General features: G+C 62.1%; 12 protein-coding genes and 1 riboswitch. Of the genes, 5 read left to right on the top strand and 7 right to left on the bottom strand.

The window, feature by feature from the left end; translation table 11 throughout:
* Positions 1-264 precede the first annotated feature (264 nt).
* On the top strand, positions 265-882 hold the full coding sequence (locus HU720_RS21920; protein WP_186522842.1) for a hemolysin III family protein: 618 nt from the start codon (positions 265-267) through the stop codon (positions 880-882).
* Here the strand turns inward: HU720_RS21920 and HU720_RS21915 are convergent.
* Both HU720_RS21915 and HU720_RS21910 read right to left on the bottom strand, forming a co-directional pair.
* Complete coding sequence (locus HU720_RS21915) at positions 879-1,598, bottom strand: 16S rRNA (uracil(1498)-N(3))-methyltransferase (RefSeq protein WP_186522839.1); 720 nt, start codon at positions 1,596-1,598, stop codon at positions 879-881. The genes HU720_RS21920 and HU720_RS21915 overlap by 4 nt on opposite strands.
* Positions 1,599-1,765: 167 nt before the next feature.
* The gene (locus HU720_RS21910) at positions 1,766-3,172 is read right to left on the bottom strand and encodes an adenosylmethionine--8-amino-7-oxononanoate transaminase (protein ID WP_186522837.1); all 1,407 of its coding nucleotides are present in this window, start codon (positions 3,170-3,172) and stop codon (positions 1,766-1,768) included.
* 184 nt (positions 3,173-3,356) lie between these two features.
* Here HU720_RS21910 and HU720_RS21905 point away from each other — a divergent pair, with 184 nt between their 5' ends.
* The 3 genes from HU720_RS21905 to HU720_RS21895 all read left to right on the top strand — a co-directional run bounded on the left by HU720_RS21905 (position 3,357) and on the right by HU720_RS21895 (position 6,948).
* On the top strand, positions 3,357-5,168 hold the full coding sequence (locus HU720_RS21905; protein ID WP_186522835.1) for a flavin monoamine oxidase family protein: 1,812 nt from the start codon (positions 3,357-3,359) through the stop codon (positions 5,166-5,168).
* A 615-nt stretch (positions 5,169-5,783) separates the two neighbouring features.
* Positions 5,784-6,335, top strand: coding sequence for a cytochrome b (locus HU720_RS21900; RefSeq protein ID WP_186522833.1), 552 nt, complete (start codon positions 5,784-5,786; stop codon positions 6,333-6,335).
* 34 nt (positions 6,336-6,369) lie between these two features.
* Positions 6,370-6,948: a YceI family protein gene (locus HU720_RS21895; RefSeq protein WP_186522831.1), complete on the top strand. Its 579-nt coding sequence runs from the start codon at positions 6,370-6,372 to the stop codon at positions 6,946-6,948.
* A gap of 86 nt (positions 6,949-7,034) precedes the next feature.
* Here the strand turns inward: HU720_RS21895 and HU720_RS24440 are convergent, their stop codons facing one another.
* The 5 genes from HU720_RS24440 to ahcY form a co-directional block, all read right to left on the bottom strand.
* Positions 7,035-8,621, bottom strand: coding sequence for a M60 family metallopeptidase (locus tag HU720_RS24440; RefSeq protein ID WP_238337767.1), 1,587 nt, complete (start codon positions 8,619-8,621; stop codon positions 7,035-7,037).
* 191 nt (positions 8,622-8,812) lie between these two features.
* On the bottom strand, positions 8,813-10,729 hold the full coding sequence (locus HU720_RS21885) for a DEAD/DEAH box helicase (RefSeq protein WP_186522829.1): 1,917 nt from the start codon (positions 10,727-10,729) through the stop codon (positions 8,813-8,815).
* A 225-nt stretch (positions 10,730-10,954) separates the two neighbouring features.
* Positions 10,955-11,734 carry a transporter substrate-binding domain-containing protein gene (locus tag HU720_RS21880; protein ID WP_186522819.1) on the bottom strand — a complete coding sequence of 260 codons (780 nt, stop codon included), beginning with the start codon at positions 11,732-11,734 and terminating at the stop codon, positions 10,955-10,957.
* A gap of 88 nt (positions 11,735-11,822) precedes the next feature.
* Complete coding sequence (metF, locus tag HU720_RS21875) at positions 11,823-12,668, bottom strand: methylenetetrahydrofolate reductase [NAD(P)H] (protein WP_186522817.1); 846 nt, start codon at positions 12,666-12,668, stop codon at positions 11,823-11,825.
* Between the two features lie 168 nt (positions 12,669-12,836).
* Entirely contained in the window at positions 12,837-14,246 is a 1,410-nt protein-coding gene (ahcY, locus tag HU720_RS21870; protein ID WP_186522815.1) for an adenosylhomocysteinase, read from the bottom strand.
* Positions 14,247-14,267: 21 nt separating this feature from the next.
* Positions 14,268-14,363, bottom strand: a riboswitch (S-adenosyl-L-homocysteine riboswitch).
* A 179-nt stretch (positions 14,364-14,542) separates the two neighbouring features.
* Between ahcY and HU720_RS21865 the strand changes: the two genes are divergently transcribed.
* On the top strand, positions 14,543-14,944 hold the full coding sequence (locus HU720_RS21865; RefSeq protein WP_016489524.1) for a hotdog domain-containing protein: 402 nt from the start codon (positions 14,543-14,545) through the stop codon (positions 14,942-14,944).
* Positions 14,945-15,066 lie beyond the last annotated feature (122 nt).

The raw sequence follows: 15,066 nt of genomic DNA, 5'->3' as shown, positions 1-15,066 counted from the left end.
GCCCCGGGATTTGTGCCTGACGCAGAATCGCCGGGGCCGCTTCGCAGCCCTTTAGCGACACGAGGCCGCTCCTACAGACATCGCGCACCGCCCCAACACCATGCCTGGCCCAGACCCTGTGGGAGCGGGCTTGCCCCGCGATGAGGCCAGCACAGGCGTGCGCAGAAACCCTGAAATTTCCATCGGGTGCTCAGGTTCCTGCCAAGCGACAGGTCAGGTATTTTCTGTGGGAACCTGAGGTAACTGGCGGAGGTCATTTGCAGCATGTACTACGGTGAACGCTTCAACGCCTGGACCCATCTGGTCGGCGCCATCCTGGCCTGTATCGGCGCTGTCTGGCTGATCGTCGCAGCCGGCATGCAGGGCGACCCCTGGAAAATCGTCAGCTTCTCCATCTACGGCTTCACGCTGCTGTTGCTGTACAGCATCTCGACCCTGTACCACAGCACCCGTGGCCGCACCAAACGTATCATGCGCAAGCTCGATCACCTGTCGATCTACCTGCTGATCGCCGGCAGCTACACCCCGTTCTGCCTGGTGAGCCTGCGTGGCCCGTGGGGCTGGAGCTTGTTCGGGGTGGTCTGGGGGCTGGCGCTGATCGGCATGTTGCAGGAGATCAAGCCGCGCTCCGAAGCGCGGGTGCTGTCGATTGTGATCTACGCACTCATGGGCTGGATCGTGCTGGTGGCGGTCAAGCCATTGCTGGCGACCCTGGGCACCGCCGGGTTCGCCTGGCTTGCAGGCGGTGGCGCGCTGTACACCATCGGCATCATCTTCTTTGCCTTCGACAGCCGCTTCCGCCACTGGCATGGCATCTGGCACCTGTTCGTGGTGGCCGGCAGCCTCATGCACTTCGTGGCGGTGTCGGTGTACGTGCGTTAAAAGTCGCCCCACAACTGCTGTGCCACCGACAGCGCCACCACCGGCGCGGTCTCGGTGCGCAGCACCCGCGGGCCCAGGCGAGCGGCATGGTAGCCGGCGGTTTTCGCCTGCTCGACCTCGGCATCGCTCAGGCCGCCCTCGGGCCCGACCAGAAACGCCAGGCGAGCAGGTTTGTCGTGGCTGGCCCAAGGTTCGGCTACCGGGTGCAGCACCAGCTTGAGGTCGGCGGCGGTGCTGGCCAGCCATTCGGCCAAGGTCAGCGGCGGGTGGATCAGCGGCAGGGTGGAGCGCCCGCATTGCTCGCAAGCGCTGATAGCCACCTGGCGCCAGTGGGCCAGGCGTTTGTCGGCGCGCTCGTCTTTAAGGCGCACCTCGCAGCGTTCGCTGACAATCGGAGTAATTTGGTTGACGCCCAACTCGGTGGCCTTCTGGATTGCCCAGTCCATGCGCTCGCCACGGGACAGGCCCTGGCCTAGATGGATGTGCAGCGGTGAATCCGGCTGACCGGGCAGTACCTGGTCGAGGCTGACGCGCACGCTTTTCTTGCCCACCTCAAGCAGTTGGCCGAGGTATTCCTGGCCGCTGCCGTCGAACAATTGCACGGCGTCGCCGGCCGCCATGCGCAGCACGCGACCGATGTAATGGGCCTGGGCCTCGGGCAGGTCGTGCTCGCCGAGGGCGAGTGGGGCGTCGATGAAGAAGCGGGACAGTCTCATGGTTCTACTCGAAATAAAAGGTGGCATCGCCCTTGTAGGAGCGGCCTTGTGCCGCGAAAGGGCTGCGAAGCGGCCCCGGCAATATACGCGGCGAAGCTGAAAATCCGGGGTCGCTACGCGCCCCTTTCGCGACACAAGGCCGCTCCTACAGGGTGATGGCGTCAGGGCTAGCCTGGATCGCGGAAGTCGGGGTGGAAGTTCGCCGGCACGGCCACGCTGACGCTGTCGCGGGTGGCGATGTCGATCCCTTCGCTGGCCACTTCGGCCAAAAAGTCGATCTGCTCCGGCGTAATCACATAGGGCGGCAGGAAATACACCACGCTGCCCAGTGGGCGCAACAGCGCACCCCGGCTCAAGGCGTGTTCGAACACCTTCAGCCCACGGCGTTCCTGCCACGGGTAGGCGACCTTGCCGGCCTTGTCCTTGACCATCTCGATGGCCAGGGCCATGCCGGTCTGGCGAATCTCGGCCACATGGGCGTGCTCGGCCAGGTGCGCGGTGGCACTGGCCATGCGTGCGGCCAGCGGCTTGTTGGCTTCGATGACGTTGTCCTGGGCAAAAATATCCAGGGTTGCCAAGGCCGCGGCGCAGGCCAGCGGGTTGCCGGTGTAGCTGTGCGAATGCAGGAATGCGCGCAGGGTCGGGTAGTCATCGTAGAAGGCCTGGTACACCTTGTCGGTGGTCAGGCACGCGGCCAGCGGCAGATAACCGCCGGTCAGCGCCTTGGACAGGCACAGGAAGTCCGGGCGGATGCCGGCCTGCTCGCACGCGAACATCGTGCCGGTGCGGCCGAAGCCTACGGCGATTTCGTCATGGATCAGGTGTACGTCGTAGCGGTCGCACGCCTCGCGCAGCAGCTTGAGGTACACCGGGTGGTACATGCGCATGCCGCCGGCGCCCTGGATCAGTGGCTCGACGATCACGGCCGCGACGCTGTCATGGTGCTCGGCCAGGGTCTGCTCCATGGCAGCGAACATGTTGCGCGAGTGCTCTTCCCAGCCCATGCCTTCGGGGCGGTGGTAGCAGTCCGGGCTGGGCACTTTGAGGGTATCGAGCAGCAGCGCCTTGTAGGTTTCGGTGAACAGCGGCACATCGCCCACCGACATCGCGGCGATGGTTTCGCCGTGGTAGCTGTTGGTCAGGGTGACGAAGCGCTTCTTCGCCGGTTTGCCGGTGTTCTGCCAGTAATGGAAGCTCATCTTCAGCGCAACTTCGATGCACGACGAGCCGTTGTCGGCATAGAACACCCGGTCCAGGCCTGCCGGGGTCATGGCCACCAGGCGCTCGGACAGCTCGATCACCGGCTGGTGGCTGAAGCCTGCGAGGATTACGTGCTCCAGTTGGTCGACCTGGTCCTTGATGCGCTGGTTGATGCGCGGGTTGGCGTGGCCGAATACGTTGACCCACCAGGAGCTGACCGCGTCCAGGTAGCGCTTGCCTTCGAAGTCCTCAAGCCAGACCCCCTCACCGCGACGGATCGGGATCAGCGGCAGCTGCTCGTGGTCTTTCATTTGCGTGCAGGGGTGCCACAGGACCTTGAGGTCGCGTTGCATCCACTGTTCGTTGAGGCCCATGGGCGCTTCTCCTGGCGGTACGGCTGGCTTTGACCGCGTAAGCCTAAGCAATGCCAGAAGGCAGGACAACTGCTGGTGTCGCTGAGCTAGCGGGGGAGCAGGGGCTGACGTATTCTTAGCGCACTTTTTCCTGGGGCGTTCTTCCCCTTCTCAATCTGTCGTTTCTGATCCGGAGTTTGCCGACATGGCTGCTGCTTGGGTGCGCCTGTGCGCGCTGGTATTGATTGGTGTTTGCAGCGCAACCGCGCTGGCAAAGGACAAGACCCCGACGGCGATTGTCGTCGGCGGCGGCCTGGCGGGCCTGACCGCGGCCTATGAACTGCAGGCCAAGGGTTGGCAGGTGACCCTGCTGGAAGCCAAGCCTGGCATCGGCGGGCGTTCGGGCCTGGCGACCAGCGAATGGATCGGCAACGCCAAGACGCAGCCGGTGCTCAACCAGTACCTGGAGCGCTTCAAGCTGGGCACCTTGCCAGCCCCTGAATTCGTGCGCACCCCAGGCTACCTGATCGATGGCGAGTATTTCAGCGCCACGGACCTTGCCAGCAAGCAGCCGGCGACCGCCGAGGCCCTCAAGCGTTACGAGAAGACCCTCGACGACCTCGCCCGCTCCATCGAGGACCCGCTGAACCCTGCACCTAACAGCACACTGTTTGCCCTGGACCAGATCAACGTTTCCAGCTGGCTGGACAAGTTGCAACTGCCGGCCACTGCGCGGCAGTTGGTCAACCAGCAGATCCGCACCCGTTACGACGAGCCGTCGCGCCTGTCGCTGCTGTACTTCGCCCAGCAAAGCCGCGTGTACCGCAACGTCAGCGACCGCGACCAGCGCGCCGCGCGTCTGCCAGGCGGCAGCCCGGTGCTGGCCCAGGCATTCGTCAAGCAACTGCGCACCATCAAGACCAGCTCGCCGGTGACCGCCATCGTCCAGGACAAGGACGGCGTCACGGTCAAGGTCGGTGGCGTCGGCTACCAGGCTGACTACCTGGTAATGGCCGTGCCGCTGCGTGCGCTGGCGAAAATCCAGATCACCCCGAGCCTGGACAACCAGCACCTGGCGGCCATCAAAGGCACCAACTACGGCTGGCGCGACCAGCTGATGCTGAAGTTCAAGAACCCGGTGTGGGAAAGCCGTGCGCGGATGTCGGGCGAGATCTACTCCAACACCGGCCTTGGCATGCTGTGGATCGAACCTGCACTCAAGGGTGGCGCCAATGTGGTGATCAACCTGTCTGGCGACAACGCTCGCCTGCTGCAGGCATTTGGCGACAAGCAGATGGTCGACCAGGTGCTGATCCGCCTGCACGCCTTCTACCCGCAGGCGCGGGGTGCCTTTACCGGTTATGAAGTGCGCCGTTACAGCACCGATGCTGGCATGGGCGGTGCGTACCTGGCCTACGGCCCTGGCCAGATCAGCAAGTTCTGGCGCCTGTGGGAGCGCCCGGTGCAACGCATCGCCTTCGCGGGCGAACACACCGATGCACTGTACCCCGGCACCCTGGAAGGCGCCCTGCGCAGCGGCCAGCGTGCGGCGAGCCAGGTGCAGGACCTGGCGGCTGGCAAGTCGTTCGACCCGGTCAAGGCCGCGCCGGTTGCTGCTGCGGCTGCGGGTGCGGTGGCTGCCAAGGACAAGGGTGGGTTCTTCTCCAACTTGTTTGGTGGGTCGTCGAGCAAGGCACCGGCCAAGGCTGAGGCTGTTGAAGACAAAGCGGCCAAGCAGGACAAGCCAGGGTTCTTTGCGCGGTTGTTTGGTTGGGGTGACAAGGCTGAGGTGAAGGCTGCGCCGGCTCCGGTTGTGGCTCCAGCTCCAGCTCCGGCACCCGTTCCGGCTCCTGCGCCAGTGGTACAGCCAGAACCGGCCAAGGTTGCGCCTGTGAAGGCGGCGCCGGTCAAGCCGGTTGCCAAGAAGCCTGTGGCAAAGCAGGTCAAACAGGTCAAGAAACCTGCGCCGGTTAAAAAGCCGGCGCCGGTGAAGAAGCCTGTGGCCAAGGCGAACTGATCGCGCCAGGGCTACCAGGCGTTCGCCGGTAGCTCTTCAGCGCCTGCAAGATCGAGCGCCGCGCGGGCGGCGCATCGCAGGCTAGCGCCAGCTCCCACAGGAATCTGGGCCAGGCCTGGTGTGGGGGTGGTGCGCAATGTCTGTAGGAGCGGCCTCGTGTCGCGAAAGGGCTGCGTAGCAGCCCCGACGATTCTGCATAAGGCACAAATCCTGGGGCCGCTTCGCAGCCCTTTCGCGACACAAGGCCGCTCCTACACAATCAAAAGCGATTTGCCTGAAACCATAGAATCTCCCACCTGGACCGCATCAGCTGCGATATTCGTCTGGCTCGATTCCTGTGGGAGCTGGCGCCAGCCTGCGATGAGGCCAGTTCGGGCGGCGCTCGATTGCACGGGCGCCAAACCCCTTTCGGCGAACACCTGTCAGCCCTGACACTTTCCCAGCCCCAGACAATCCCACACCCTCCCGCGCAAACGTCTATCGTTAACGTTTCCTTAATAGGCGACCCTCACCCTACACATCGGATTCCTTGATAATCCAAAGCAATTTTTTCCGCTTTTATTCGATACGTTACGCGCTATTCTGTGCGCAGCTTTCACGGGGAAATACGCCAACATGCAACTGCGCAACTCACCTTCACGCTACGGCGTGGTCAGCATGGCTCTGCATTGGGGCGTCGCGCTGGCGGTTTTCGGCCTGTTCGGCCTGGGCCTGTGGATGGTGGGCCTGGATTACTACAGCCCATGGCGCAAAACCGGGCCAGACCTGCACAAGAGCATCGGCCTGGTGTTGCTGGCCGTCATGCTGTTGCGCGTGCTCTGGCGCTTCGTCAGCCCGCCGCCTCCGGCACCGGCCAACCACGGCCCGCTGACCCGCATCGCCGCAAAACTTGGGCATCTGGCATTGTATGCAGGGTTGTTCGCAGTCATGGCGGCGGGCTACCTGATTTCCACCGCCGACGGCGTGGGCATCCCGGTGTTTGGCTTGTTCGAAGTGCCGGCGCTGATCAGCGACCTGCCTGACCAGGCCGATGTTGCCGGGGTTGTGCACCTGTGGCTGGCCTGGGGCCTGGTGATTTTTGCCGTGCTCCATGGCCTTGCGGCACTCAAGCATCATTTCATCGACCGTGACGCGACCCTCACTCGCATGCTTGGCCGCAAAGCTTGACTCTCAACCTCAATTGCAAAGGAAGGAATTAACGATGTTGAAAAAGACTTTTGCCGCTCTGGCGCTCGGTACCGCTCTGCTCTCGGCCGGCCAGGCCATGGCTGCCGAATACAAGATCGACAAGGAAGGCCAGCACGCGTTCGTTGACTGGAAGATCAGCCACCTGGGCTACAGCTTCATCCACGGTACCTTCAAGGACTTCGACGGCAACTTCACCTGGGACAGCGCCAAGCCTGAAGCCAGCAAGATCAGCGTCGACCTGAAAACCGCCAGCCTGTGGTCCAACCACGCCGAGCGTGACAAGCACATCGCCAGCGCCGACTTCCTGGATGTGAAGAAGTACCCAGAAGCCAAGTTCGTCTCCACCGCCGTCAAGTCCACCGGTGACAAGACCGCTGACGTGACCGGCGACCTGACCCTGCACGGCGTGACCAAGCCGGTCACCTTCAAGGCAGTGTTCAACGGTGAGGGCAAAGACCCATGGGACGGCGAGCGCGCCGGCTTCAACGCCAAGACCACGCTTAACCTGAACGACTTCGGCATCAAAGGCCCAGGCCCGACTTCGCAGACCCTCGACCTGGACATCAGCGTTGAAGGCGTGAAACAGAAGTAATGTTGCTGTACCCGTAACAAGAACGCCGCCCAATGGGCGGCGTTTTCGTTTGGCACAGCGGTTGGGTTTTCACATGCGTTGCAAACTTAATGGGCGACGTAAGGCCTGATGCTTGTCAGGTTCTGCGGTGCGGGCGCAAGGTTCAAAGCCTTGATTGCCACCCAGGTAGCATCGGCTTCCTTGATGAGCCCCCAGGCGATATAGAAGTCCGCCAAGTCCCTCTGTGCTGCTTGGCACAACGACAGCAGCGCAGCGGCCAAGTCGTACGGCGCGCTGGTGTATTCGCGCGTGTAACGGTCCCAAGCGGTAAGCGTGTGGTTGCCCAGGCCTATACGCAACTGTTCGAATATGGCTTGGGTGTCGGGCGATTCCTGATAGTTGTTAGTTCCCATTGGCCGCTGTAACCAGGCAGACAAAGCTTCCCATCGGTTGGGGAATACAGGTGTGTACTCGTTGTCGTAATGTCGCATAACGGCGAGGGCATAGATGTTGACCGTATTTTCCCTGAACAGCGCATTATCTCCGTTGGTCCGCGTCTGGAAATGGTGGCCGTATTCATGCAGGGTCACCCATTGATGGTGTGCCCTACCACCGACCAGCGCTGCCATGTAGCTACTATTGCCATGCGGCAAACCGATATAACCCGTGGTGGCATGTGGGGAAAACGTCGAGCGCGACTCCACGGCATAGATCCACATATTGCTTCGGGTATGTTGCTCGGAGGAGCCGTCGAGGCCTGCAGCCAACGCTTCAATTCTCAAGGTCTCTTCGTGGGAGTGGACGAGCTCTTCGGCGCTGCCTTGTCTGTGGTGTCTGTAAGTATCCAAATAAGCACATATCACGACGCGGTCACCCACCAGTTGTAGTTCCGAACGTGGGTCGATACTCATCGTCAGCTCAAACATTCGATGCCACTCCTGCATGGTTGTATGGCCCTTTATGTAATAGGGGATGGGTTGGAAACGTTCATCTAATATCAGCTGGCAACTACCATGCCCGACATTTCTGATATGGATGACGCCACCGGTTTCGTCAGCGGGCAGAATATTTTCACCACGCTTCAATACAAAGCGGCGCATATTGGCTGTCTGTCTGGAACGATCCAGCTTTTGCGCCATCCCTTGGGTGCCAATATAGAGCGTGACATCCTCGTCATCGCCAAGCAGCCATACCGACGCCCCGGTCTGTGCAGGCAAGCTGTAGCCGGTCGGTTGGTAATCGGCCCATTGCAGGCGCCATTGATAGTAATCAGCGTCTGCCTTCGCGCCGCGAGTGTGGGGGATGGATAGCGAGCGTGAATGTGGGAAAAAATTGTCTGCCACTACCGTCAGGGATATTTGAACGTTGCGGATACGCACGCGAATGCGTTGCCCATCCAGATAGCTACGTGGCAGGTTCAGGTTTTCGAAGTGCCCAGCTGAGTCGACGTTTGCAAAAGGCTTCCATACGCCTTGTGAGTAGGCTTCTGCATAGCCTCCCTGTGCGGAGGTCGAACCCCTGACTTCCACAGATTGAGTTATTGCGAGGGACAGGTTGAGGATGACCGGTTGAACATCGTAAAGCGCGGCGGGAGCATCGTCTTCGATAAGTTCGGTACAGTGGGAACCAAAATTGGAATCACCCGATAAGCATAGGTTATTGACCGGGACGGATGCGTGCGATTGGCTGAGCATAGTGAACACCCCGTTTGAAGGTTTATGGATGATTCCACTTAACGGGCATGTCGAACAGCTGACAGAATTGCCAGGTCATCAGTAGGGGAGGGCAATGTTCGGCCAAAAAAAACGCCGCCCTGACGGGCAGCGTTCTTGGTACATCAGCTGAAGTATCCCCTCTGGGAGGCACTTCGGCGCCGATCAGGCACTCAACCCTTGCGGGTAAGCAGCGCCGGGCGCTCGCCGCGTGGGCGGCTTGGCAGGTCTTCGAGTTGCTCAGGCGTCGGGAAACGGTCGAGCTTGGACTCTTTGCGGATGATCACCGGTGCCGGTTGCGAGTCGCGCGGGTTACGCACGGCTGGCTCTTGACGCTGGGCGTCATCACGACGGTTACGGCCGCCATTATTGTCGCGACGGGTGCCACCGCCATTGCTGCCACCACTGCGCGGACGTTTTTCGCCGCTGCCCTGGTTCTGGCCTTGGCGAGGCTGGCCTTGGCCCTGCCCATTGCTGCGGCCTTGACCCTGACCCTGACCGCCGCCACCGCTACGTGGGGCTGGCTGGCCCTGGCCGGTCGTACCTCCGCCACCGGGGCGACGGTTGCGGCCTTGGTTCTTGGCGTTCTGATAGGGGCTTACGTAGTCGGCGCGGTTACCGAAGTTATCCACATCATCGTCCAGGAACACTTCCGGGTCACGGTTGCCGGAAGCTGCCGGAGCTGCCTTCTGGGCCGATGCGCCTTGTTGCTGACGTGGCTTCTGGTCCCGCGGCTTGCGTTGCTGGCCCTGTGGCTTGTCAGCAGACTTTTCTGCAGGCTTTTCGGCTGAGGCTGGCTTGTTACGGCCTTTGTCCTTGCCCTTGTCCTTGCGCCCGCCGCTGCCGTCTTTGCTGCCTTCGCTGCGTGGCTGCTGGTTGCGACCACCGCGACCGTTGTTTTGCGGGCGTTCGCGCACTTCGGGTTTTTCAACTTCGACTTGCGAAGCATCGAAGCCCATCAGGTCGCCGTCCGGGATCTTCTGGCGGGTGACGCGCTCGATGCTCTTGAGCAGTTTTTCTTCGTCCGGGGCGACCAGCGAAATCGCCTCGCCCGAACGGCCCGCACGGCCAGTACGGCCAATACGGTGTACGTAGTCTTCTTCGACGTTAGGCAGCTCGAAGTTGACCACGTGGGGCAGTTGGTCGATATCCAGGCCGCGGGCGGCGATATCGGTGGCTACCAGCACGCGAACAGCGTTGGCCTTGAAGTCGGCCAGTGCCTTGGTACGCGCGTTCTGGCTCTTGTTGCCGTGAATCGCGGCGGCGGTCAGGCCGTGCTTTTCGAGGTATTCGGCCAGGCGGTTGGCGCCGTGCTTGGTGCGGGTGAACACCAGCACTTGTTCCCAGGCACCGACGGTGATCAGGTGCGCCAGCAGCGAACGCTTGTGGCTGGCAGGCAGGCGGAATGCGCGTTGCTCGATACGCTCGACCGTGGTGTTGGGCGGCGTGACCTCGATGCGCTCGGGGTTGTGCAGCAACTTGTCGGCAAGGTCGGTGATGTCCTTGGAGAAGGTCGCCGAGAACAGCAGGTTCTGGCGCTTGCTCGGCAGGCGTGCCAGGACCTTCTTCACGTCATGGATGAAGCCCATGTCGAGCATGCGGTCGGCTTCGTCCAGTACCAGGATTTCGACCCGCGACAGGTCGACGCTGCCTTGGCCGGCGAGGTCGAGCAGGCGGCCTGGGCAGGCGACGAGCACGTCGACACCCTTGGCCATGGCCTGCACCTGCGGGTTCATGCCGACACCGCCGAAGATGCAGGCGCTGATGAAGTTCAGCTCGCGGGCGTAGACTTTGAAGCTGTCATGCACCTGGGCGGCCAGTTCGCGGGTTGGCGTCAGCACCAGCACGCGCGGTTGGCGCGGGCCGTGGCGCTGCGACTTGTCGGGGTGGCCACCCGGGAACAGGCGCTCAAGGATCGGTAGCGCGAAGCCACCGGTTTTACCGGTACCTGTCTGCGCGGCGACCATCAGATCGCTGCCTTGCAACACGGCGGGAATAGCCCGCTGTTGCACGGGAGTGGGCTGGGTATAGCCCGCTGCCTCGATAGCGCGGACAAGTGCCTCGGAGAGACCGAGGGAAGCAAAGGACATGGGCGATCCTGTTCTCGTGAGGGCTGGGCCCTATGGGGGTGTTCTGCCTGGCGCGAAAGGCATCGGAGGGATGCGATCGCGTCCGGTCCAGCTGGGCATTCACCCTGCATCCGGGAAGCGGCAAGTGGGCACCGGGGGGGTGCGCTGCTGCGGGTCGAGATGCCGGGGTTGAAGCCGAGCGTCCGGGCGTGAGCCGGGCGGGAAGGCCCGAGTATAACAGAGCAATCAGTGTGTGCTGCTTTCCTGCTGCTCAACGGTGACAGGAAAATGCGGGCCAGGGTCGTAACGGGTCTGGATGGCGGCATAGGCCGGCTCCCGGCGAAACCGCTGCAACTCCTCGGAAAACGCCGTCGCCAAGGCCTCGCGCCCCGGTTTTCGGGCCAGCGCGAGGAATTGCGGCTGCTGATTGATCACCAGTGGCAATTCTTCGACGCGTTGTTCAAGCGCCATTTGCCGACGCAAAAAACGCCCCACGCGGCGGTCTGTCAGCAGTAAATCGATGCGCCCGAGCGCCAGTTTGCCGAAATTGGCCTGCTGCGTAGGCGCAGGTTCGCGGCGAAACAGCGGTGAGTCGCTGAACGCGCCACCGTAGGTGTAGCCCGGTGATGTGCCAACCGTAAGCCCCGCCAGGTCGTCGATATGCTCGATGCGGTGCGGGCGGGCGCTGGCCTGGTACAGCACGAACTCGACCTGCGAGAGCGGCTCGTTGGGGTAGATCAGGTAACCATCGCGGCCCGGCATCTTGAAAATATCCAGCACGCCGTCCACCTGGCCGTCATGCACCATCGCCAGGCAGCGCTTCCAGGGCATCAGTTCCCAGTCCACCTGAACACCCAGCCGAGTGAACACTTCGCTGACAACGTCGTAGTCGACGCCCTTGAACTCGCCGTCTTCCTGGTAGAAATACGGCGCCCATTCGTCACTGACGATGCGCAGGCGTTCGGCCTGGGCCAAGGGGCTCAGGCTGGCAAGCAGCAGCAGAAGAGGGAGCAGGAACGTGCGCATGGGGCGAGAGTACGCTGGGCGGGCAGCAATCACCAGTGAACTGCCACGGGCCAGGCCTTGAACGCTGCCAAGGCCTTGCCCGCCACCTTCAGCGTGGCAGCTTCAGGTTGTTCCAGATCGCCAGGCTCGGCTCGGCCTGGTTCAGGGTGTAGAAGTGCAGCCCCGGTGCGCCGCCTTGCAGCAGTTGTTCGCACATGTGGCTGATGACTTCTTCACCGAAGGCCTGGATGCTGGCGGTGTCGTCGCCGTAGGCTTCGAGCTGCTTGCGGATCCAGCGTGGAATCTCGGCGCCGCAGGCATCGGAGAAGCGGGCCAGCTTGCTGTAGTTGGTGATCGGCATGATGCCTGGCACCACGGGGATGTCGACGCCCAGCTTCTGCGCACGCTCGACGAAGTAGAAGTAGCTGTCGGCGTTGAAGAAGTACTGGGTGATGGCGCTGTCGGCACCGGCCTTGACCTTGTGCACAAAGTTGGCCAGGTCGTCCTCGAAGTTGCGCGCCTGCGGGTGCATCTCAGGGTAGGCGGCGACTTCCAGGTGGAAGTGGTCGCCGGTCTCCTGGCGGATGAACTCGACCAGGTCGCTGGCGTAGCGCAGCTCACCGCTGGCCATGCCCATGCCCGACGGCAGGTCACCGCGCAGGGCGACGATGCGCTTGATGCCAGCGGCCTGGTATTCGGCCAGCAGGCTGCGCAGGTCATCCTTGCTGTCGCCGACGCAGGACAGGTGCGGTGCGGCCGGCACCTTCACTTCGTGCTCAAGCTGCAGCACGGTGTTCAGGGTGCGGTCGCGGGTCGAGCCCCCGGCACCGTAGGTGCAGGAGAAGAAATCCGGGTTGTAGCTGGCCAGCTGGCGGGCAACGCCCATCAGTTTCTCGTGGCCGGCGTCGGTCTTGGTCGGGAAGAATTCGAAGCTATAGCGGCGTTCTTGTGACATCACTCTTTCCTCGAGCAGCAAGTGGCTAGCTACAAGCTGCAAGTAAAAGCCAGATCGGTGAAGGCCGATCTGGCTTGGCATCGTTCAAGATCGTGGCTGCCCAAGCTGCAAGCGGCGAGTACGCAGACTGCCGTTACTTGCAGCTAGCAGCTCAAAGCTTGCCGCTGATCAGTAGCGGTAGGCGTGCGGCTTGAACGGGCCTTCGACGGTCACGCCGATGTAGTCGGCTTGCTGCTGGGTCAGTTTGGTGACCACGCCGCCGAAGCCGCGGACCATCTCCAGGGCCACTTCTTCGTCGAGCTTCTTGGGGAGCACTTCAACGGTCAGACGCTCGGCTTTCTTCTCGGCCGACAGGTCGGCGTACTTCTGCTCGAACAGGAAGATCTGCGCCAGTACCTGGTTGGCGAACGAACCGTCCATGATGCGGCTTGGGTGGCCAGTGGCGTTGCCCAGGTTCACCAGGCGGCCTTCGGCCAGCAGGATCAGGTAGTCGTCGTTCTGTGCGTCGAAAGCGCCAGGGCCGGTACGGTGGATCTTGTGTACCTGCGGCTTGACCTCTTCCCATGCCCAGTTCTTGCGCATGAAGGCGGTGTCGATTTCGTTGTCGAAGTGGCCGATGTTACACACCACGGCGCGCTTCTTCAGGGCCTTGAGCATGTTGGCGTCGCAGACGTTGACGTTACCGGTGGTGGTGACGATCAGGTCGATCTTGCCCAGCAGGGCCTTGTCGATGCTGGCTTCGGTGCCGTCGTTGATACCGTCGATGAACGGCGAGACCAGCTCGAAGCCGTCCATGCAGGCCTGCATGGCGCAGATTGGGTCAACTTCGGTGACCTTGACGATCATGCCTTCCTGACGCAGCGACTGGGCCGAGCCCTTGCCCACGTCACCGTAGCCGATCACCAGGGCTTGTTTGCCCGACAGCAGGTGGTCAGTACCGCGCTTGATGGCGTCGTTCAGGCTGTGACGGCAGCCGTACTTGTTGTCGTTCTTGCTCTTGGTGACCGAGTCGTTGACGTTGATCGCCGGGACTTTCAGCTCGCCTTTGGCCAGCATGTCGAGCAGACGGTGGACACCGGTGGTGGTTTCTTCGGTGACGCCGTGGACGCGCTCCAGAACGGCAGGGTATTTCTTGTGCAGCAGTTCGGTCAGGTCGCCGCCGTCGTCGAGGATCATGTTGGCGTCCCATGGCTGACCATCCTTGAGGATGGTCTGCTCCAGGCACCACTCGTACTCTTCTTCGGTTTCGCCTTTCCAGGCGAACACAGGAATACCGGCGGCAGCGATGGAGGCGGCGGCCTGGTCCTGGGTGGAGAAGATGTTGCACGACGACCAGCGAACTTCGGCGCCCAGGGCTACCAGGGTTTCGATCAGCACGGCGGTCTGGATGGTCATGTGGATGCAGCCGAGGATCTTCGCGCCCTTGAGCGGTTGCTCAGTGAGGTACTTGCGGCGCAGACCCATCAGGGCAGGCATTTCCGATTCGGCGATGATGGTTTCGCGACGACCCCAGGCGGCCAGGGAGATGTCAGCGACTTTGTAATCGGTAAAACCAACAGGCGTGTTTACAGCGCTCATGAAGAGCCTCCATTCGTAATGTGCGAATGGGCGCCGTTGTGCGTTGAGCGTCCGCGTGGCGGACAACGCCCCGACCGAGCCTGACAGGACGAACCTGCTGCAGCGCCCCTCGGACGGGTGGCGGGAGGGGCACCGCAGTGGGCGACCCTGTGAAACGGCAAGGATTATAGCCGCGGCTGTGTGACAGACCAAAGGCTTTCTGTCGATTTATCGAGACGATAGTCGATCCTCAATGGATCAGTGACCCGCCGGTCTGCCATCATGGCTGCACGTCAAACCGCAGGTCAGGAGTACCAATGAACTTTCACACCCGCAAATGGGTAAAGCCCGAAGACCTCAACCCCAACGGCACCTTGTTCGGTGGCAGCCTGCTGCGCTGGATCGACGAAGAAGCGGCGATCTACGCCATCGTCCAGCTGGGCAACCAGCGTGTGGTGACCAAGTACATTTCCGAAATCAACTTCGTCAGCGCCTCGCGCCAGGGCGACATCATCGAGCTGGGTATCACCGCCACCGAGTTTGGCCGCACCTCGATCACCCTGAAGTGCGAAGTGCGCAACAAGATCACCCGCAAGAGCATCCTGACCGTCGACAAGATGGTGTTCGTCAACCTGGGCGACGACGGCCTGCCGGCAGCCCACGGGCGCACCGAGATCAAATACGTGCAGGACCAGTTCCCGGACAGCGCGGTGGAGTGATGAAGGGGGGGCTGCTTTGCAGCCCATCGCAGGCTATCGCCAGCTCACGCAGGCCGTGCTCAACCGCAACATTGCTGGTTGGACCCAATCCTGCAGGAAATGATAGAGAGTCGTGGCGAGCG

The organism is Pseudomonas sp. SWRI51 (assembly GCF_014268825.1).
Classification (GTDB): Bacteria; Pseudomonadota; Gammaproteobacteria; order Pseudomonadales; family Pseudomonadaceae; genus Aquipseudomonas; species Aquipseudomonas farsensis.
This window is presented reverse-complemented; position numbering and strand designations above follow the sequence as displayed.